This window comes from Fusibacter fontis, from assembly GCF_055378735.1.
Genome location: NZ_AP042445.1, coordinates 472,248 through 493,843 on the forward strand (window position 1 = coordinate 472,248; position 21,596 = coordinate 493,843).

The 21,596-nt window shown below is 37.8% G+C and carries 18 protein-coding genes and 1 riboswitch; of the genes, 16 read left to right on the forward strand and 2 right to left on the reverse strand.

The genetic code is table 11. The features are described 5' to 3' along the window. The first annotated feature begins 142 nt into the window (after nucleotides 1–142). The 15 genes from miaB (at nucleotide 143) to ACZ41W_RS02100 (ending at nucleotide 19,170) form a co-directional block, all read left to right on the forward strand. The gene (miaB, locus tag ACZ41W_RS02030) at nucleotides 143–1,486 is read left to right on the forward strand and encodes a tRNA (N6-isopentenyl adenosine(37)-C2)-methylthiotransferase MiaB (RefSeq protein ID WP_464314258.1); all 1,344 of its coding nucleotides are present in this window, start codon (nucleotides 143–145) and stop codon (nucleotides 1,484–1,486) included. A gap of 54 nt (nucleotides 1,487–1,540) precedes the next feature. After that, entirely contained in the window at nucleotides 1,541–4,222 is a 2,682-nt protein-coding gene (mutS, locus tag ACZ41W_RS02035; protein ID WP_464314259.1) for a DNA mismatch repair protein MutS, read from the forward strand. Beyond that, a complete protein-coding gene (gene mutL, locus ACZ41W_RS02040) occupies nucleotides 4,219–6,183 on the forward strand; it encodes a DNA mismatch repair endonuclease MutL (protein ID WP_464313214.1) in 1,965 nt (654 codons plus the stop codon). The genes mutS and mutL overlap by 4 nt, the downstream gene beginning before the upstream one ends. A 133-nt stretch (nucleotides 6,184–6,316) precedes the next feature. Continuing rightward, entirely contained in the window at nucleotides 6,317–7,237 is a 921-nt protein-coding gene (gene miaA, locus ACZ41W_RS02045; RefSeq protein ID WP_464313215.1) for a tRNA (adenosine(37)-N6)-dimethylallyltransferase MiaA, read from the forward strand. 38 nt (nucleotides 7,238–7,275) lie between these two features. Continuing rightward, a complete protein-coding gene (gene hfq, locus ACZ41W_RS02050) occupies nucleotides 7,276–7,497 on the forward strand; it encodes an RNA chaperone Hfq (protein ID WP_464313216.1) in 222 nt (73 codons plus the stop codon). A 193-nt stretch (nucleotides 7,498–7,690) separates the two neighbouring features. Next, a complete protein-coding gene (tkt, locus tag ACZ41W_RS02055; protein ID WP_464313217.1) occupies nucleotides 7,691–9,652 on the forward strand; it encodes a transketolase in 1,962 nt (653 codons plus the stop codon). 127 nt (nucleotides 9,653–9,779) lie between these two features. Continuing rightward, nucleotides 9,780–9,864, forward strand: a riboswitch (ZMP/ZTP riboswitch). 67 nt (nucleotides 9,865–9,931) lie between these two features. After that, entirely contained in the window at nucleotides 9,932–12,313 is a 2,382-nt protein-coding gene (pflB, locus tag ACZ41W_RS02060; protein ID WP_464313218.1) for a formate C-acetyltransferase, read from the forward strand. Then, the gene (locus ACZ41W_RS02065) at nucleotides 12,314–13,018 is read left to right on the forward strand and encodes a 4Fe-4S cluster-binding domain-containing protein (RefSeq protein WP_464313219.1); all 705 of its coding nucleotides are present in this window, start codon (nucleotides 12,314–12,316) and stop codon (nucleotides 13,016–13,018) included. Nucleotides 13,019–13,125: 107 nt separating this feature from the next. Then, nucleotides 13,126–13,488 carry a GntR family transcriptional regulator gene (locus ACZ41W_RS02070; RefSeq protein WP_464313220.1) on the forward strand — a complete coding sequence of 121 codons (363 nt, stop codon included), beginning with the start codon at nucleotides 13,126–13,128 and terminating at the stop codon, nucleotides 13,486–13,488. Next, the gene (locus ACZ41W_RS02075; protein ID WP_464313221.1) at nucleotides 13,485–14,195 is read left to right on the forward strand and encodes an ABC transporter ATP-binding protein; all 711 of its coding nucleotides are present in this window, start codon (nucleotides 13,485–13,487) and stop codon (nucleotides 14,193–14,195) included. Before ACZ41W_RS02070 ends, ACZ41W_RS02075 begins: the two co-directional genes overlap by 4 nt. Beyond that, nucleotides 14,179–14,952 carry a hypothetical protein gene (locus ACZ41W_RS02080; RefSeq protein WP_464313222.1) on the forward strand — a complete coding sequence of 258 codons (774 nt, stop codon included), beginning with the start codon at nucleotides 14,179–14,181 and terminating at the stop codon, nucleotides 14,950–14,952. The genes ACZ41W_RS02075 and ACZ41W_RS02080 overlap by 17 nt, the downstream gene beginning before the upstream one ends. An 82-nt stretch (nucleotides 14,953–15,034) precedes the next feature. Next, complete coding sequence (locus ACZ41W_RS02085) at nucleotides 15,035–17,143, forward strand: sensor domain-containing diguanylate cyclase (protein ID WP_464313223.1); 2,109 nt, start codon at nucleotides 15,035–15,037, stop codon at nucleotides 17,141–17,143. Between the two features lie 69 nt (nucleotides 17,144–17,212). Next, nucleotides 17,213–17,452, forward strand: coding sequence for a TIGR03905 family TSCPD domain-containing protein (locus tag ACZ41W_RS02090; RefSeq protein ID WP_464313224.1), 240 nt, complete (start codon nucleotides 17,213–17,215; stop codon nucleotides 17,450–17,452). A 147-nt stretch (nucleotides 17,453–17,599) separates the two neighbouring features. Further along, nucleotides 17,600–18,460: a phosphatase PAP2 family protein gene (locus ACZ41W_RS02095; RefSeq protein ID WP_464313225.1), complete on the forward strand. Its 861-nt coding sequence runs from the start codon at nucleotides 17,600–17,602 to the stop codon at nucleotides 18,458–18,460. Between the two features lie 17 nt (nucleotides 18,461–18,477). Beyond that, on the forward strand, nucleotides 18,478–19,170 hold the full coding sequence (locus tag ACZ41W_RS02100; protein WP_464313226.1) for a YkgJ family cysteine cluster protein: 693 nt from the start codon (nucleotides 18,478–18,480) through the stop codon (nucleotides 19,168–19,170). Here the strand turns inward: ACZ41W_RS02100 and proC are convergent, their stop codons facing one another. Further along, nucleotides 19,171–19,977, reverse strand: coding sequence for a pyrroline-5-carboxylate reductase (proC, locus tag ACZ41W_RS02105; RefSeq protein WP_464313227.1), 807 nt, complete (start codon nucleotides 19,975–19,977; stop codon nucleotides 19,171–19,173). It lies immediately after the preceding gene. Nucleotides 19,978–20,110: 133 nt separating this feature from the next. Here proC and ACZ41W_RS02110 point away from each other — a divergent pair, with 133 nt between their 5' ends. After that, on the forward strand, nucleotides 20,111–20,560 hold the full coding sequence (locus tag ACZ41W_RS02110) for a DUF6557 family protein (RefSeq protein WP_464313228.1): 450 nt from the start codon (nucleotides 20,111–20,113) through the stop codon (nucleotides 20,558–20,560). A 22-nt stretch (nucleotides 20,561–20,582) separates the two neighbouring features. On the opposite strand, the gene ACZ41W_RS02115 is transcribed toward ACZ41W_RS02110, so the two are convergent. Further along, on the reverse strand, nucleotides 20,583–21,455 hold the full coding sequence (locus tag ACZ41W_RS02115; RefSeq protein WP_464313229.1) for an LCP family protein: 873 nt from the start codon (nucleotides 21,453–21,455) through the stop codon (nucleotides 20,583–20,585). Nucleotides 21,456–21,596 lie beyond the last annotated feature (141 nt).

Below are 21,596 nucleotides of genomic sequence, written 5' to 3' on the forward strand. Positions count from 1 at the left end.
ATGGGATAAGCACAAGGAGGAAAACATGTCAAAAAGAGAAGTATTACATTTAGATGCAAATCATGCAGAATCAGTCGATACGATTTTAAATAGAAATGATGAAATGATTAGAAGCATTAAAACCATTACGGATCAAACATTTATGGAAACGGGACACCGCAAGAAGGCGATTGTGCTGACTTATGGTTGTCAGATGAATGAACATGACTCTGAAAAATTAAGTTCCATGATCGTCGATATGGGATATGAATTCACAAAAAAAATAGCGGACGCAGACCTCGTTATCTTTAATACGTGTTGTGTAAGAGAAAATGCAGAATTCAAAGTATACGGCAACTTAGGACATGTCAAAAAAGTGAAGGAAACAAAACCTGATTTGATATTGGCTGTATGTGGCTGTATGATGCAGCAACCGACCGTTGTTGAAGAAATCAAGAAAAAATATCGCTATGTCGATTTAGTATTTGGGACGCATAATCTTCATAACTTCCCCGTATTATTAAACGAAGCGCTCACTTCTAATCAACAGATTATTCAGGTGTGGGATTCTGAAGGCGAAGTCATTGAAGGACTTGCGAGCATGCGCAAGAAGACGATAAAAGCCTATGTCAACATTACATTTGGTTGTGACAATTTTTGCTCCTACTGCATCGTACCGTATACGCGTGGGCGAGAAAGAAGTCGTGAACCGAAGGATATTATCGATGAAATCAAAATGCTCGTCCAAAATGGCACGAAAGAAGTCATGTTGTTAGGACAAAATGTCAACTCCTACGGTAAAAATCTTGAACAACAAGTTGAATTTGCCGAGCTCATGAAAATGGTGAATGAAATTGAGGGATTAGAACGTATTCGTTTTATGACATCACACCCTAAAGATATTTCTCCAAAACTATTAGAAGTCATGGCAGAAGGGGAAAAGATTTGTGAGTATCTACATCTGCCAATTCAATCGGGAAGTAATGCGATTTTAAAGCGCATGAACCGAAAATATACGAGAGAGCAATATCTTGAGACGATTGAATATGCTAAAAAGTTGATGCCTGAAGTGGGACTTTCAACAGATATTATCTTAGGTTTTCCAGGAGAAACCGAAAGTGATTTTATGGAGACGCTTGATATTCTTAAAACAGTTCAATATGATAGTGCATTTACGTATCTGTATTCCATCCGAACAGGAACACCTGCTGCAAAATATGAAGAACAAGTGGATGAAGAGGTAAAACACGAACGCATGACGCGACTTCTTGAAGTACTTAATCCTGGAATCGAACAAAAATTGACTCAGCACTTAGGTAAGGTATATGAAGTGTTGGTTGAAGACGTTTCAAAAGGTTCAAATCAAGTGATGATGGGACGTACTCGCAACAACTTGACCGTGACGTTTGAAGGGGACGAAAGTCTTATCGGAAAACTCGTCAATGTAACGATTACTCAGACGAAGCGATTTTCGCTACATGGTGAAGTGACTCAGATCATTCGATAAGATTCGCAGCATTTGATAGAATTAAATCCAAACATAAGGAATGTGAACAACATGATGGCAATAGATCAATCCAAATTAACGCCGATGATGAAGCAGTATTTTGAAATTAAAGAAAATTATATGGATTACATTTTGTTTTATCGTTTAGGCGATTTTTATGAGATGTTTTTTGACGATGCCATAACTGCATCAAGGGAATTAGAAATCACTTTGACCGCACGAAATTGTGGTCTTGAAGAAAAGGCGCCCCTTTGTGGTGTACCGTATCATGCTGTAGAAGGCTATATTAAAAAGCTTGTGGATAAGGGCATCAAAATCGCCATTTGTGAGCAGACGGAAGATCCTGCACTTGCCAAAGGTCTTGTAAAAAGAGAAGTTGTTCGAATCATTACACCAGGAACGATTACAGATCCTGAGATGCTTGATGAAGGCAATTACAATTATATTGCGTCTCTTATCTTAGACGGTTCAACTTATGCGATTGCCTATTGTGATATAACGACAGGTGTGCTTAAGACGACAAGGCTAGAATCTGATGAGCATGTCATGGATGAGATTCTTAAAATTGAGCCAAGCGAATTGATCATCTCAGATAAAACGGAACTTAAACCAAATATGATTAAAGCTTTCGAGGAAATGGGGATTGTCATCACACCATTTTTAGAGCATGCCTTTCAAGAACATGCAGCAAAAAAAATCATCGAACGCGTGTTAAATGTATTTTCTGTTGAAAGTCTTGGATTTTCAGAATCTACACATATGTTGATCGCAACTGGCGCGTTAATCGCATATGTTGAAGAGACGGCAAAAGTTCCTTTAAATCACTTTTCTACTGTGGAAATTTATCATCATTCTAAATACATGGTACTCGATAAATTTACAAGACGAAACCTAGAACTTGTGGAAACCATGAGAACAAAAGATAAAAAAGGGAGTCTTCTATGGGTCTTAGACAAAACATGCACAGCGATGGGAGCCCGTCGTATAAAAGCATGGATTGAAGAGCCATTGCTGGATATTGAGGAAATTCAAAAAAGACTTAATACAGTGGAAGTTTTAGTGGACGATCTGCTTTTAAGAAGTGACTTAAGAACTCATTTGAGACAGATCTATGATTTGGAACGACTGACATCTAAACTCGTGTATGGAAGTATTCATCCTAGAGATTTGATAGCACTTAAGCAGTCGTTATTTGTCTTACCAGAAATTAAAGCGTGTATTCAAGGCCTGGATGAAGGGGCATTTCAAACGCTTGATGCAGATATAGACGAACTGAAAGATATTTATCAGCTCATTGATGAAACCATCATTGAAGAGCCACCGATTTCGATTAAAGACGGTGGCGTGATAAAGACAGAATGTCATCCGGATTTAAGTCAGTATAGAGATGCCATTTCAAATGGTAAAACGTGGATTCTAGACGTCGAACAGCGTGAAAGAGAATCCACGGGAATTAAAACGCTAAAAGTAGGGTTCAATAAAGTCTTTGGGTATTATATTGAAATTTCTAAAGGAAGTGCAAAAAGCGCACCCGAGTATTACATCAGGAAGCAAACCCTTGCAAATGCAGAGCGTTTTATCACTCCTGAACTGAAAACTTTAGAGGAAACGATTCTTGGTGCTGAGGAGAAGAGTATTCGACTGGAGCAAGAACTGTATAATGAGCTCAAGCAAAAAATAATGGTTCACGTAGCCAGAATTCAATCGACTGCAGTGGCGATATCGTCTTTAGATGCACTTTTATCGTTTGCAGATTGTAGTTATCGCTATGGGTATACAAAACCTAAGATTACAAATAAAGAGAGTGTGTCCATAAAAAATGGACGTCATCCAGTAATTGAGAGAATTTTTAATGAAACACCATTTGTGCCAAATGATACTTTGCTGGATCAAAAATCGCATAAATTCTACATTATTACTGGGCCGAATATGGCGGGTAAATCTACCTATTTAAGACAAGTCGCGCTCATCACACTGATTGCTCAAATCGGGTGTTTTGTTCCTGCAGAAAAGGCTGAAGTAGGCATTGTCGATCGAATCTTTACTCGGGTGGGTGCCTCGGATGATTTGTCACAGGGACAAAGTACGTTTATGGTTGAGATGAACGAACTCGCGAATATTCTAAACAACGCAACCCCTAAATCGCTGATTATTCTTGATGAAATTGGAAGAGGAACCAGTACGTATGATGGACTGAGCATCGCGTGGAGCGTCGTTGAATACCTAAGTCAGACATCTGGAATTCACCCGAAAACGCTATTTGCGACACATTATCACGAATTAACTGAACTCGAAGGTAAGATTGACGGGGTATGCAACTTTAGAATATCCGTAAAAGAGACGAAAGATGATATTGTGTTCTTGCGTAAAATTGAACGCGGTGGTGCGAATCAGAGTTTTGGTATTCAAGTAGCCAAACTCGCTGGCGTGCCGCAAGCGGTCATCGACCGTGCAAAAGTCATTTTGTCGAGACTTGAAATCAATGATATTAACAACAACATTCAAAATTTACAGTCACTTCAAAGTCCTGATGATTCTCGCGTAGATGCTCGAAACACTCTTGGCAATGCTGAGGAAGGCTATCAGCATATGAAATCCGAGTATAATATATCGGAAGGTTTATATGCCTATTTAGATAAAATTGAAGTCGAACAAATGACGCCAATTGAGAGCATGAACGCTCTGTTTACTATTGTCAATCAGTTCAACGAATGGAAAAATAAGGGGTCTAGATGATGACACAAAGAATTCTAAAACTAGATGAGCGAACAGCCAGCAAAATTGCTGCAGGTGAAGTCGTTGAACGTCCTGCCATGGTGGTTAAAGAGTTAGTTGAAAATGCAATTGATGCAGGTGCAACTGAGATTACGGTGGAAATTGACAAGGGTGGCAAGCAGATGATTCGCGTTTCAGATAATGGATCGGGGATTCATTATGAAGATATTCCACTTGTGTTTGAACGTCATGCCACAAGTAAAATTAGAAGTATTGAAGACCTTTATAATACACACTCTCTAGGATTTAGAGGAGAGGCACTTGCCAGTATTTGTGCCGTTTCAAATGTCGAGTTGATTACCATGCGGGAAACTGAAAAGAATGGGAAGAAAGTCATCGCTGCAGGCGGTAAGATTCAAAAAATCACCGACATTGGCACGGTAGTCGGCACAACGATTATCGTAAAGGATCTGTTTTTTAATACACCAGCGCGTCTGAAATTCTTAAAATCCGATCAGACAGAAGGACGCTCCATCTCTGAGTTAATGGGGTATTTGGCTTTATCACATCCAGAAGTCTCCATTAAATATCTAAATGATGGAAAATCTATTTTTCATACGCAAGGCAAGGGTAGTTTAAAAAATGCTATATTTTCAGTTTTTGAAAGTAGTATGCTCAAAGGACTTTATGAAATCAGCGATGCACAAGCCAATATTCGCATTAGTGGATTTATTTCAAAATTTGACTACACAAAAGGAACGCGTGCATATCAGCTCGTCTTTATCAACGGAAGATATGTAAAAAGTGATTTAATTAAAGAAGCCATTCAAATGGCGTACCGCCCTTACATGATGAATAATCGCTATCCTGTCTGTATTTTATTTCTTGAGATTCCACCAAATGAAATTGATGTGAATATCCATCCTGCTAAAACAGAGGTGAAGTTTCACGATGATGGTCTTGTGAAGCAGTTCGTGTATAGCGCTTTAAAAAAGGCATTTAACTTATATGATCAAGTTCCACAGGTTACTTTTACCGAGAAAGAAGTTTTCTCAGTGAATACAGTGGTGAAGTCTGACGAAAAAGCAGCCTATTTAGAACGCGAAGTACCAGTCGCTGAAACGGTCGTTAAGGAAACTTTTGTAAAAACGCCTCAAATGAACTCCAAAGAGCAATCCGCGTCTGATAGACCTGTGGTACGGGATGAACATAGTCATCATACAGAAACTAGTAACGATGATGATCATCGTCATCGCGAAGAATCTACAGATTCCAATGAACAACGTCCTAAGCGCCTAGAAAATAATACACATTTGTATAGGCCTGAAACGCCAAAAATGGATTTTTCAAGTATAGATTTTACACCGCTTACTGAGTTCGCAAAAGAAACTTTAACACCGATGGAAGGGACGATATATGACGATCTTCAGTTCATTGGTGCATTTAATAAAACCTATCTAATTTATGAGAAAAATCAAGAACTGTATTTGGTTGACCAACATGCTGCACATGAAAAAGTCCTTTATGAGGCTTTTATGGAAGCCTATCAACAACATGCGATTCAGTCTCAACTTTTGTTAATTCCAGAAGTGATTGAACTTGAGAGTAAAGAAGTTGAACAGTTTCAAGAGTTTGAATTGTTGTTTCAAGAACTTGGTTTTCAGGTGGAGCTCTTTGGCGAGAGAAGTGTGGTGGTTCGAGAAATTCCAAGTATGCTGAGTTTGTCAGCTGCTAAGGAGTTGGTGACATCTGTTATGGAAGAATCACATCATCTCATTGAAGAAAAACTCCATCATCAAATTGCTGAAAAAGCATGTAAAGCAGCTATTAAAGCACATGATGCGATGGATTTTCGGGAGCAATTATCACTTGTAGATCAGTTGAAACGTTTAAAATCTCCTTATACTTGTCCCCATGGTCGTCCGATTATCATTCGTTTTTCATTAAGTGAAATCGAAAAGAAGTTTAAACGCATCCTCTAGTGACGGTTGATTTTGAGCATCAACAACTGAAATACAATAAAAAATTGAAATACAATCAAAAATTGAAATAAATCAAGTGATGATTGAGTCAATCAAACCAATTTGACAAAATATATGATGAAAGAAGTAGATGATGGTTATGAATAAAATTATCGTAATTGCCGGACCAACGGCAGTGGGAAAAACAGATTTGTCCATTGAACTCGCAAAAGTACTCCACACAGAAATTATATCTGCGGATTCAGTGCAAATTTATCAACAGCTAAATATCGGATCTGCAAAACCTACTGTTGATGAAATGCAGGGAATTCCCCATCACTTACTGGATTTTGTCGATCCTAAAGATGCATTTTCTGTGAGTGATTTTGAAAAAATGGCGAAAGAAAAAATTCACGAACTTCATGGTAAAGACAAAATTCCCATTATTTCAGGTGGAACAGGGTTGTATATCAATAGTTTAATTTATGATATGAATTTTGGTACTTCGCAAGTGGACGAGGTATTTCGAAGTGAAATGGAAAGACTTGCAAGTGAAAAGGGCAATCTTTCAGTGTATGAAAAACTCCAAGAAATCGATCCAAAAGCGGCACAAAGAATTCATCCGAACAATGTAAGACGTGTCATTCGCGCTTTGGAGATCAATCAAATAACTGGCAAGTCAGCTGAGGATTTTTCAGTAGATCCGAAAAAAAATTCGGAGTACGAGGTCATTTTAATTGGTTTGACAAGACCACGCGATATCCTCTATGATAGAATTAATAAACGCGTGGAAATTATGCTCAATAATGGTTTGCTAGAAGAAGTAAAAAAATTAAAAAAATCTGGTTTAGATGATAGTTATCAGTCAATGCAGGGTATAGGTTACAAGGAAGTTCTCGAGTATTTAGATGGAAAAGTCACATATGAAACCATGGTAGACGAGATCCAAAAGGGAAGCCGTCATTATGCAAAGCGACAATTGACTTGGTTCAAACGCTATCCAGATATGTATTGGCTCGATCTTCAAGAAAAAACGACACAAATGGCACTAGATGAAATTCTGTCAATCTTATAAGAAATTTCAATAAAAATAGAGAGTTAGGAGGGGGACACATGAAAACTACGATGAATCTTCAAGACGTATTTTTGAATCAATGTAGAAAAGATCAAACACCTATTACTATTTTTTTAGTGAGTGGCTATCAGATTAGAGGTTTGGTAAGAGGTTTTGATAGTTATACAATCGTCTTGGATAGTGAAGGCAAACAACAAATGATTTATAAGCATGCAATTTCGACGATTATTCCTGCAAAAACAGTGAATTTTCAAGGCTAGTTAGTAGAAAAGAGACGACGAAATAAATAGGGACCTTAGTAATGCTTGAGATTATTAATGGTGCCTATTTTTTTGTGCAAACTTACAAATATTGCATCAAAATGTTGTTATTCAAACCAGTAATCGCTATAATGAAATAGTATACTTTGCTATAAAGGCAATTTGCCTCAAAATAAGAAAGGTTGGTTATAAGATGGAACAAAGAGCAATTAATACGATCAGATTGTTATCTGCTGAAGCAATTCAGAAAGCAAATTCAGGTCACCCGGGTTTACCTTTAGGTGCTGCACCTATGGCTTATACGCTTTGGGCAAAAGAAATGAAACACAATCCACACAATCCTGAGTGGGATAACAGAGATCGATTTGTATTATCAGCAGGACATGGTTCGATGCTTATCTATTCGTTGTTACATTTGTTTGAATATGGATTATCAATGGATGAGATTAAAAACTTTAGACAATTTGACAGCAGAACACCAGGTCATCCAGAGTATGGTCACACAAAAGGTGTTGAAATTTCAACTGGTCCATTAGGACAAGGGATTGCAAATGCCGTTGGTTTTGCTATGGCAGAAAAACACTTGGCAGCTAAATTTAATCGTCCTGGATTCCCAGTTGTGGATCACTATACGTATGCAGTTTCTGGCGATGGCTGTTTGATGGAAGGTATTTCATACGAAGCAGCTTCATTGGCAGGTACTTTAAAACTTGGAAAACTCGTTTTACTTTATGACTCAAATAAGATTACAATCGAAGGCGACACTTCAATAGCATTCACTGAAGATGTTCAGGCGAGATTTGAAGCGATGCACTGGCAAGTTCTTACTGTAGAAGATGGAAATGATGTCGCTGCAATTCAAGCAGCTATCCAATCTGCAAAAGCAGAAACTGAAAAGCCGTCTTTAATCGTCGTTAAAACAATCATCGGATATGGATGTCCTTCTAAACAAGGATCACACAAAGTTCATGGTTCACCACTTGGACAAGATGGCATCGCTGAAATGGCAGAATTCTTAGGACTTCAAGATCGTGCACAGTTTGAAGTCACTTCAGATGTAAAAGCACATATGAATACTGTTGTATCTGGATTGGCATCAGCTGAAACTGAGTGGAAAGCAAACTTTGAAGCGTATGCAAAAGCATTCCCAGAACTTGCTGCTGAATATACTGCTTGGTTCTCTGGAAATGCACCAATGAACTATTTAGAATCAGATGAATTCTGGAATTACTCAGAAACAACAGCTTCAAGAAGTTCATCTGGAAAAGTGTTAAATAATATTGCTGAGCAAATTCCAAACTTATTTGGCGGTTCGGCAGATTTAGCACCTTCGAATAACTCTGATATGAAAAAGAGAGCTTATTTTTCAAGTGAAGAACCAACGGGCTCAAATGTTCATTTTGGTATTCGTGAGCATGCAATGGGCGCAATCTTAAATGGTCTTCAGGCACATGGCGGATTAAAAGCATACGGAGCAACTTTCTTTGTATTCTCTGATTATATGAAACCGGCGATGCGTTTAGCTGCTCTTATGAATTTACCTGTGACGTATATTTTAACGCACGATAGTATTGGTGTAGGCGAAGATGGTCCAACACATCAACCAATTGATCAATTGGCGATGTTACGTGCTATTCCAAATTTAAACGTGATTCGTCCTGCAGATGCAAGAGAAGTAAGTGCAGCTTGGTATACTGCCATGACATCTACTAAAACGCCTACAGCGCTCGTGTTGTCTCGTCAAAACTTACCAGAGCTTGCAGGATCTTCAAAAGAAGCTTTAAAAGGCGCTTATGTTGTTTCAAAAGAATCTGCAAAAGCTGATGTGGTATTAATTGCAACTGGTTCAGAAGTTTCATTGGCAATTGAAGCTCAAACTGCTTTAAAAGCACAAGGTGTAGATGCACGTGTTGTTTCGATGCCATGTCAAGAATTATTCAATGGTCAGTCAGATGCATATAAAGCAGAAGTGCTTGGCAATGTTCCAAGATTAGCAATTGAAGCAGGTTCAACATTCGGATGGCATAAATATGCATGTGACGTAATTGGACATGACGATTTTGGTTTATCTGCACCAGCAGAAAGATTGTTTGAAGCATTTGGATTTACCGTTGAAAATGTTGTAAATCGTGCAAATAAATTATTAAATAAGTAATAGGGATTTAATCATCAATCGTGTACCATCAAGCGTATACCATAAAGCATCCATCATTTTTGCGGGAGATCGTTTTCTTCTCTTTGAATAGAGGTGTATTTGTGATATGATGTTTGTAACTTAATAAAAGTCGACTCAAAACTGGCGGAAAAGTGGAGATTACCACGAGGGATTGAGAATCAGACATTCAGCCGACCGCCTGGGCAATCAATTTTGCCTAGGACGTGTCGGCTTTTATATTTTTTGCCCGACCGACTAGGACGATCAGGAGGAGCAAAAATGAAATTTACGATGAAAGAACAACCCAAAAAGCACACAGAGAATCAACTAGAGAATCAATCAAAATATCAATCAGAGAAGCAATTAGATCTGAGATCAAATCTGAAATCTGTAAATCCATGGAGAGGTTTTAATGGCACTCAGTGGCAAGAACATGTAGACGTGCGCAGATTTATTATGGACAATTGGAAGCCATATATTGGAGACGATGCCTTTTTGTGCGAAGCAACTAAGCGAACACAGCAATTGATGAAACAAGTAGATACCTTATTGCAAGAAGAATATGAGCGTGGAGGTGTACATGATATTGATACCGAACGTGTTTCGTCATTGCTTTCATATGAACCTGGTTATGTGGATGCATCCCTTGAAATCATCAAGGGGCTTCAAACCGATCAGCCACTAAAAAGAGGTGTCAATCCTTTTGGTGGAATTAGGATGGCAAGACAAGCGTGCGAAGCCTATGGATATCAGTTATCAGATACAGTTGAAAATCATTTTCAGTATAAAACCACTCACAATGAAGGGGTCTTTCGAGCTTACTCAGAGGATATGAAAAAGCTTCGATCTGCAGGCATTTTAACAGGATTACCCGATGCCTATGGCAGAGGACGAATTATAGGTGACTATCGTCGTGTGGCGCTTTATGGGATCGATTTTCTTATGCATCAAAAGAAACAAGATCAAGAGCATCTGTTTAGTCAAACGATGACAGCCGAGACCATTCAACTGATTGAAGAAGTCTCTAGACAAATGGATTTCTTAAATCAACTAAAAGTCATGGCAAAAAGTTATGGGGATGACATTTCAAAACCTGCAACATCTGCACGAGAAGCAATTCAGTGGCTTTACTATGGGTATTTAGGTGCAATCAAAGAACAAAATGGTGCGGCTATGTCACTTGGAAGAGTCAGTACGTTTATAGACATCTATATTGAAAGAGACCTCATGGAAGGCACCCTCGACGAAACGCTTGCGCAAGAATTGATAGATGATTTCGTCATCAAATTACGACTTGCAAGACAACTGAGAACCCCAGAATATAATCAACTCTTTGCTGGTGACCCCATGTGGATTACAGAAAGCATTGGCGGTATGAGTGACGACGGAAGAACGCTTACAACTAAAACGAGCTATCGCTTTCTAAATACATTAATCCATTTGGGCTCATCTCCTGAACCCAATATGACGGTTTTATGGTCAGATAAGTTACCAGAGTCTTTTAAGCGATACTGCTCTAAATTATCCATATTAACAGATTCCATCCAGTATGAAAACGATGATGTGATGAGACCGATCTATGGCGATGACTATGCCATTGCTTGTTGTGTTTCAGCCATGAAACTCGGAAAAGAAATGCAGTTTTTTGGCGCGCGATGCAATCTTGCAAAAACACTTCTACTTGCATTAAATGAGGGGCATGATGAATTAACCGGTGATCGTATCGTTCCGAATAATGTGTTGTACAATGCTCTAGATAGGCAAACTCAACATCAAAATCAGATACTTCAGTTTGGCGCGCGACTCAATTACGATGAAGTGATGTTAAAATTTGACACCGTGCTGGATTGGATTTGTGAGCAATATGTTCATACCATGAATGTGATTCATTTTATGCACGATAAATACGCATACGAAAAAACTCAAATGGCTCTTCATGATACGCATGTACACCGTTATATGGCCTTTGGAATTGCCGGATTAAGTGTTATCGCGGATTCCCTTTCTGCGATTAAATATGCATCTGTCACTCCGATTCGCAACGAACATGGAATCACCACCGCTTTTCAGATTTCAGGGGACTATCCTAAATATGGAAATGACGATGATCGAGTGGACCAACTCGCAGTGGAAATCGTGGCGAAATTTAGTGAAAAGTTGAAAAAACACGACACGTACAGGCAAGCGGAACATACACTTTCGGTATTAACCATTACATCCAATGTCGTATATGGAAAGAAAACTGGGGCAACACCAGATGGTCGAAATGCAGGTGAACCCTTTGCGCCTGGCGCGAATCCCATGCATCACCGTGAAGAAAATGGCGCTTTAGCTGCCCTCAATTCAGTTGCGAAAATACCGTATAGTCATTGTAAAGACGGGATATCAAATACATTTTCAGTGGTGCCTCAGATGCTTGGAAAAGTTGAAGAGAATCAAATTGATGCCTTAAAACATCTGTTAAACGGCTATTTCAAGCAAAGTGGCCATCATCTCAATGTGAATGTAATCAGTCGAGAGTGCCTGCGCGATGCGATGGACTGCCCTGAAAAATATCCGAATTTGACCATTAGAGTTTCTGGTTATGCCGTGAATTTTCATCGGCTTAGCAGAGAACAACAAGAGGAAATTCTTCAGAGAACCTATCATGAGGTACTATAAATGGGAAAAAATCTTCGCATCCATAAAATTGAAAGTTTTAGTACTTTAGATGGTCCAGGCGTTAGAATGGTGATATTTCTTCAAGGATGTCACATGCGCTGTGGGTATTGTCATAATGCAGACACTTGGGATCTTGAAGGCGGATTTGAAGTTTCTATCGAGACACTCTATCATCAAATCATGCGCTATAAAGTCTATTTTGGTGAATGTGGTGGTGTGACATTTTCAGGAGGTGAACCTTTATTGCAATCACAGGAATTGACGACTTTATGTCAAATGCTCCAAGAAGCATTCATTCACGTCGCGATTGAAACTTCTGGATATCCATTTGCCGAAACTGAAATGAAACTGTTTCAGTCTGTAGATCTTGTGATACTGGATGTAAAATCATTTTTTATCGATGACTCCGATGTAAGTGGTGCGAAACAGCAAGAGTGCCTCTTGTACTTGAAAGAACATACAATTCCGTATTGGATTCGGCAGGTGATTTTAAAAGATATCAATGATACAGACAGGCAAATTCGCTCGTTGCTTAATCAGACGTATGCTAAGAGTCGAGAGAAGGTTGAACTACTCCAGTACCATACACTGGGGGAAGAAAAATGGACTTGTGAGAATGAACAGTATCATATAAATTATCAGCCACCTGATTCAGCGACGATGTTGAGGCTAGTTGAGATGATTGAAAATGATCAAAATGAATAAGATAAAAATGAATAAAATAAAAATGAAAAAAAGTATTGACTGTATTTGTGTAGTGGTGTACTGTGTATATAGTACAGTAACGCAATCGTATTAGAGTGAGGTGACTTATGGAGTTTATAAACGATTTACCAATTTACCTGCAAATCATGGACATGATAAAAGCAGATATCGCAACTGGCAAAATTAAAAAAGGAGATCAGTTGCCATCGACGAGAGAACTTGCAATGGAGTTACAAGTGAATCCGAACACGATCCAAAGAGTGTATCGAGAACTTGAGATGGAACAAGTGTGTTTTACAAAGCGTGGAACGGGAACTTTCGTCACAGAATCAGATGATACTGTGAAGAAAATGAGAGAAGACTTAGCTCAGTTCCATATCGGAAGGTTTGTCAGTCAAATGGATAAATTAGAGTTCACCATTGCTGATATAATTGAGAGATTACGAATGATTGAGGAGGGAAAACAATGAGTACATTAATTAGTTGTGTGAACTTGCACAAGAATTATATGAGCAAAAAAGCATTAAGAAATATCAATTTAAAGTTTGAAGAAGGCAAAATTTACGGCATTCTTGGACCTAATGGGAGCGGTAAAACGACATTGATGAAGATCATTGCCGATTTACATAAAGAGAGTGCTGGAGAAATACTCGTTTGTGGTGAGAAACCGTCGCATAAAACCAGATCTTTTGTGGCATATATGCCAACTGAAAATTTTGTGTATGGTTGGATGAAAGTTAGCCAAGCGATCGAGTTTTATCGTGATATGTATGCCGATTTTGATTATGAAAAAGCCGTTCGTTTGATGCATTTTATGGAACTGGATCCAAAACAAAAAGTATCGAGTCTTTCAACAGGACAAAGAGAGCGTCTCAAAATCACACTTGTGATCTCAAGAAAAGCAAAAATTTACATGTTAGATGAACCTTTAAATGGACTGGATCCTATTTCGAGAAATAAGATTAAGGACTGTATTATTGAACAATATCAGCAAGAAGGCGTAATGTTAATTTCAACACATCTCGTTAACGAAATAGAGCAAATACTCGATGAAGTAATCTTTATCGGTAATGGCGAAGTGGTGCTTCAAGGGGAAACGGAAGCGCTTCGTATTCAAAAGGGGAAATCATTAGAAGAAATCTACAGGGAGGTATACGGCAATGTTGAAACTCATTAAATTTGAATTTTCAAGAAAGAAAACAATGTATCTCATTTCATTGGTATTATTGGTAATTGCAGAAGCGTTTGCATTGTTTAAATATTTTGAACTAGGCGGAAATGTAAGAGACTTTATTGGCGATGATATCTTTGGAATCTATTCGGGTATCTTACTAGTATCATTTTCATTATTGTATCTCATCGATATTATTTTTCTTTTTAGAGAAGACTTGTTTAAGCAAGAAGGATACATGCTTTTTATGACGCCGAATAGTGGTTATAAATTGCTTAGCTCAAAACTTTTATTTGCGCTTCTTGAAGGTATTATGATTTTTGGAATTTACTTTGTTGTGTTGCTCGTTAATATAAAAATTATGGATATTGGTAGCATAAATTTTATCGTAGATCAGTTTACAATGAAAGAAACTTGGGTTGTGATTAAAATGTTAATGACCATCATGTTTGGACTCATGCAATTTGCTCTTATCGTGTATTTGTCATTTGCACTTTTCAAAAGTCTATTCTCAAATCAAAGATTTAAAGGACTCATTACTTTTGGTATTTTTCTTGTGATTAACTATGGTATCGTAAAGATTCAACAGGTGATTTTAAAAATATTACCATTTGAATCGGAAATGAAGACGATTTTCAATGAAAACTCAACGATAGATGCAGTAAGCATTGCATTAAATAACGGTCTATTGATGGGCGCTATTTCAGTAGTTCTACTGTTTATCGGGACTGGGTATTTATTAGAAAATAAAATAAATTTATAATTTTAGTATGATTTTCAAAAAACAGTGTCATTAATTAAGTTTCGTGGGTATAATAAAGATGAGAATTCATTGGGAGGCCATTATGAACTCATCTAAAGAGACGATACGAGATTTAGTTGAAAAATGTGAGGCGGTATTGTTCAGCGACTACGAAGAAGCGAGTTGTTTAGCAGAACACCTCCTTTTTTTGTCTATAAAACATAAAGATACCTATGGTTTATATAAATCACATAACTTACTTGGAATCATTCAATCGGATCAAGGCAATACCAATGAAGCCATGGAGCATTTTCTCATTGCGATGTCTTATACGGATTCAGAGAAAACTAAGTATGAAAAACCCGTACTGCTCAACAATATCGGGACCTTATTACTCGTGACACGTGATTATAATGAAGCCATTGAAAATTTCAATTCGGCACTAGCGATGATTTTTGAAACGCATAAAAAAGAGAGCTTATTGTCGTCGCTTTATCTCAATATAGCAGATGCTTATTTGAGTATTCATCAGCCTGCAGAAGCGATGGAAGTACTCGAAAAAGCAAAGGCACATCTCCCCGAAGATAACGATGAGGATCGCGCGGTTTATTATGGCTCTTTATCACAAACTTTACTTGAGCTCAATCAGTTTGAAAAAGCTTATGAGGCGATTTTACTTTGTGAAGAGTATGCGGTTAAATCCAAGTATCTTGTGATTGTGAACATGATTCATTATTATAAAGCGAAGTATTTTGAACTGACTCAAAATTATTATGATGCGCAGTTGTTTTATGAACGCGCTTTGGCACTTCAAACAGAAGAGCAGAGCCTCTATTATTTTAGACAAATTTCGCTGGATTATATTCAATTTCTGCTTAAGAGAAATAAATATGAGCTGGCAATTCCACATATAATGGATGCGCTGAAAAAAGCAGAAATTCATCAGTGGCATAAAGAAGTCAGTGATTACTATCGATTGCTCTCAAAATGTTATGTTGCGCTCCGTATGTGGGATGAAGCAACTCAAGCGATGAATCGATATTTTGAAATTGAAGAAGACAATAAGAAAGTACGGGAAAAACAAAATCACAATGTCATGAAGATTCAAGAAAAAGTTTTACAGGTCCGCGTAGAAAATCAGATGCTATCGGATTCCGTGCTTAAACTCAAAACGGTAAATTATATTTTAAGGCAGATCAATATATCAGATGATATGGTATCACTGATTCGCATTTTATATGATGCCCTCAACGCACTTTTCAAAATAGATACGTTTGGAATTGCTTTGTATAATGATGCAGAGCATAAGATCGATTATGTGTCGAGATATGAAAATGGCGTATCGCTAGGCCCTAAGAGTGTAGGATACGATCAAGATAAGTCGTTAAGTGTATGGGTTTATGAAAATAAAAAACCTTTGATTATTAAAAATTCTGAGGATTTAAATGCAATCAATTCCGAATATAATTATGTAAAAAACTCAGTTGATGATTATATACAGATCGGAAATGCGTCAAAGTCACTTGTGATTTGGCCTTTGCTCATTGAAAGTAGAAATATTGGACTCATTAATTTACAAGCAATGGACGCAGATGCCTATTCGACATTTGATTATGAGTTGATTGAAATGATTGCTGCTCACATGGCCATCGCCATTGAAAACTATCGCCAAAAGGCAGAACTCAGCGATGCAGTTGAAAGGTTGAATCGTCTATCGTATATTGATAGTTTGACGAATATCTACAACCGTCAAGCACTTAATGAGTATTTGCCACAACTCTATGAACAAGCCATTGAAATGAAATCACATATGGTATTTGCCATGATCGATCTCGATAATTTTAAAAATTTAAATGATCAGTTTGGGCATCAAAAAGGCGATGAATGTTTGGCTACTTTTGCAAATTTACTCAAGGCGATTATTGGAGATTTGGGGCATATTTATCGCTATGGTGGAGATGAGTTTAGCATTTTATTTGTTGGAATAGATTTAGATGTCGTGGAAAGACTTTTATATGAAATCATCGAAAAATCGGCTAATTTCTATACGATGAGTCCTACATTGATTATTACAGCGTCCATAGGCGCGATTTTCGTTGAAAATGGCGATTGTAAGGACATTTCATTAAATAGTTTCATCAACTATGCAGATAACGCTTTGTATATCTCAAAAAATGAAGGGAAAAATACGTACCGAAAAGTAGTTTTATAAAAATCTTTTTTATAAAGGCTGTTTCGATTATAATAGAACCGTATAGGATATTATAAAGCGGAGGAAGTCATGTTTAAGATTAGAACATCTGGTGTGTGCTCAAGTGAAATTATCTTTGAAGTAGAAAATGGTATTTTAAAAAGTGTTGAATTTGTGGGTGGTTGCCCTGGAAATGCCATCGGACTTAGCCGAATGGTGGAAGGCGTTCCAGTTAAAGAAGTCGTTGAGAAATTACGAGATGTTAAATGTGGGTTTAAGGATACATCTTGTCCAGCTCAGCTTGCAATGGCATTAGAAGCACATTTGTAAGAATCCATTTTAATACTACATTGCAATAATACATGATTTTTGCACTTAAAAGGTAATGATGTAATTTCCACAGGTGTCTCATGAAAGACACCTTTTTTATTCGGAATACGTGTAGGATTTGTAAAATTAAACAGTAGGGAGGCTACTATGGAACTCGATATAATTCATTGGATACAAAGTTTTCACACGCCTTTATTAGACCAGTTATTTATCTTGATCACGATGCTAGGTGAAGAAACTTTTTATATTTTAGTTTTAGGATTCTTTTATTGGTGCGTCGATAAGCATACCGTTCGCTATTTCGTCTTACTGATGACCTTCTCTGGCGTTCTAAACGCTGCACTAAAAGAAATCGTAAATAGCTCAAGACCTTTTATGGTGGAAAATGTACGAGCACTTCGAACTGAAACAGCTGGAGGGAGCTCTTTTCCAAGTGGTCATACGCAGACTGTAACTGTATTTTATGGTGCACTCGCTCATAAGATTAATAAATTGTGGGGATGGATATTAGCAGTCGTTATCATCTTATCTGTGGGGATTTCGCGCGTTTATTTGGGCGTTCATTGGCCGAAAGATGTTGTTGGAGGTATTCTATTAGGCATATTATCTATCGTTTTTATGTATCAACTATCTAAAATTTCGAATATGGATCTGGTTCATAAGATTTATCTCACCTTGGTCGCGATGGCGCTAGCAAGTTTGACTGTGCTACATTCTGAAACCTATCTAAAAGCGGTAGGTGCATTTACTGGCTTTATGATGGGGTATTTTATCGAGAGTTTGTGGATTCAATTTAATACAAAAGGCAGCTGGAAGCAGCAAGTACTTAAATTTATTGTAGCAATTGTAATTACGCTTGGAGTATTTGAAGGCTTGAAAATTGGATTGCCAGCGGGAAGCGGATTCAAAATGCTTCGGTATTTCGTGACACTGCTACTTGTAACAGCAGGTGTGCCATGGTTATTTCAACGACTTAAATTATCTGGGAAAGAAGAAGTGAATAAGTAGTGGAGAAAAATAAAAAAATGACTTTAAAACAAGCAATTAACCATTTAGAGGTGATACAAAAGACGCCGTCCTTATCGGCAGTCTATCATAAAGTACCGTCTGGTTCGTGTAGTGGATGTACCAATTGTTGCTCCGAATCTGTCAATGTCAGTTTTTTAGAATTTGCTCATATCATGAAAAATGGTGTTGAGTTGCTGACAGATGAAGAAAAAAATAACCTAGACCAACGAATGATGGCTTTTTATATGCTCCAGTGGGTGAAGCCGATGAAATGTCCATTTCTAGATGGCAATAATCGGTGCCTCATTTATGCTGTAAGACCGCTTCCGTGCCGACTGTTTGGTACTTTGAAACAAAAGGATTATGAAGCAAATTATACGCTCATACAAAAACAAAATGGTGGCGTCGCAGCAAGTATTCAAACGCATTATGGCTTTAAAATGCCAAGAGCAGTCGTCAGAAGAAAAATCGATTTTTGTGAATCGTTTATTCCAGAAAAATTTTTGACTGAAAATAAAGTGGGTGCGCTTTATAGTCAATTGATTCATTTAGATAGTCAGTTATATTTTAAGGGAATTATGGATGAAAACTGGTTAAATGGAGATTTAGTGGATTTTTATCTAACCGTGTTACTAGATGGACATCCGCATATTAATAAAGACATGCTCTTTGATTTAAAAGTAGCATGTCTCAAGTCAGTTCAAAAGTAGTTATTCTTTTTCCATTTCTCTGGATTTATCCGCAGCTGCACGCATCGCACGAATAATGGACGACCTAAAGCCATCTTCTTCTAAAACGGCAATAGCAGCGATGGTATTGCCTCCTGGCGATGTCACTTGATCTTTTAATTGTGCTGGGTGTAATCCGGATTCTAAAACCATCTGAGCTGCGCCTAATAAGCTTTGAGCAGCCATTAAATAGGCTTTATCACGAGGCATACCATCGAGAACTGCGGCATCTGCCATGGCTTCTATCATGATAAAGGCATATGCAGGTGAGGAACCGTGAACCGCAATGGCAGCGTGCATGAGATTTTCTGGAATCCAAGCAGTTTTTCCAATGCTTTCAAAGATCATGGTGGCAGTAGTGCAGGCAGCGTCTGAGGCGTCAAGATGTGATGAAAGTGACGTCATTCCCATATTGACTGCAGCTGGAGTATTGGGCATTGCGCGAATCACTTTTTGATTTGGCATCTGCTGAGTCAGTTGATGAAGTGTGATGCCAGAAGCAATTGATATGACCACTTGTCGTTCTGTCAGGTGGTTTTTTATTTCATCAAGTACCTTTGAGATCATATAAGGCTTCACTGCCAAAATCACGACATCACTTGTTTGTACAATATCGAGATTTGAAGTGGTTGAATGAATTTGAAATTGTGAAGTGAGTCGATTCACACTTTTTTCCGATGAAGCACTTGCAATGATTTCAGAAGGTTGATAAACAGATTTAGCAATTAGACCTTTAATGATTGCACTTGCCATGTTTCCGCCACCGATAAACCCGATTTTATGTCGCATATAGTCCTCCTAGGGGTAATTGATTCAAATGATGCTGAGAATATTGTAACATAAATTTGATTTGAAAAAACGATGAATATGCTATACGATAGTGGAGGAATTTGTTAAAAGTTTAAAAGAGAGAAGGCATAAAATGACAATAAAGCAGATGTTAAAAAACACAACACATGAAGCAGTTTTGGACGAACTATTGCTCGCCTATCCAGAATGCTTAGGGGATAAAAGAAGTTATGAGGAAGTCTTAAAGTTTATCGATGAGACACCAGAAAAATCATTTGATGAGTTTGTGATTATGGTGGGAATCATTGATCCTTCAGAAGATGAGATGTATGAGGAAGATATTGACGAAGAAGCCTATTTGAGTATCTCTGGATATTCTATGAAGGAAGATTTGCATTTTGCGTTAGGGTTTACTAGATGGGAAGAATGGTCCAATGCGCAATTTGTCATTCAAGAAGATCTTGAAATCAATCCAGATGAGCTGATTGCCATTTGTCTGTATGAAATGACTTTTTATGGATTTGATCAAGATGAAATTGCAAAAGAGTTTGATGAATTTGAAAAAGGCGTTATGCTTCACTAGAAGCTAACGCCTTCTTTTTTTATTAATTCATGATTTGATCAAGTAATAACTGTGTCGCCTCAGGATCGTGGTAGAAGTAACTTAATCCGTCTTTACCGGTGCCTGTGCCAGCAGATGGGATGGTTTGGATATTCACATCTTTCATATCCGTACCGAGCATTGCAGTAGCAAGAATAAGCGCTTTGTGCATAGGCATATCGGTTTCTACATAAGAGAGTCCTCTTGCAACGATATAGGGAAGTTTAATTTGCATAGCAGATTTAGCTGCGCTTTTCATGAACTCTTGTTGACGTTCCATGCGTTTAACATCTCCGCCGCTATGTGACCCATCATTGTTTTTTCTAAAGCGTAAATAAGCCATTGCTTGATCGCCATTGATGATTTGTTCGCCTGGTTGGAAATCAATATGAAGCGGTGGTTTTGAGTAGGGATCGTCATATTTCATAGCAAAAGGGACATTTACTTTTACGCCGCCAATTAAATCGACAATTTCTTTTACCGCTTTGTAATCGACTTGTACGTAATAATCCACAGGTACATTTAAGAGTTCTGATATCGCATTTTTGACGCCTTCAGGACCGCCAATTTCTCTAAATCCGTATACGGCGTTGAGTTTAGCTTGACCTTGACCTGTCTTTCCAGGGGTTGGATGATAGGTATCTCTTGGAATTGAGATTGCATCCACTTTATTTGTTTTCGTGTCAATCGACATGAAAATCATGGTATCTGTTCGAGTGCCTTCAACTCCCATTAAGACGATGTTGACGCGTTCATTTGAAAAATAGCCAATTGCAAAGACGCCGATAATCGAAATGATGAGTAATAATACAATAAACTTAAGTAATCCCCGAAGTTTCGACTTCTTCAAAGGAATGTCATTTTCGAAATTTTCCATAGATAACCTTCCATTTCTCACTATTAGATGCATAATTTTATGTTCCTAAGTCATTATAAAACCTACAGAGGACAAGTCAAGTTAAAATAGTGAAATATGCTATATGTATTTAACATAAGTTGAATCATTTGAAGGGTTTTC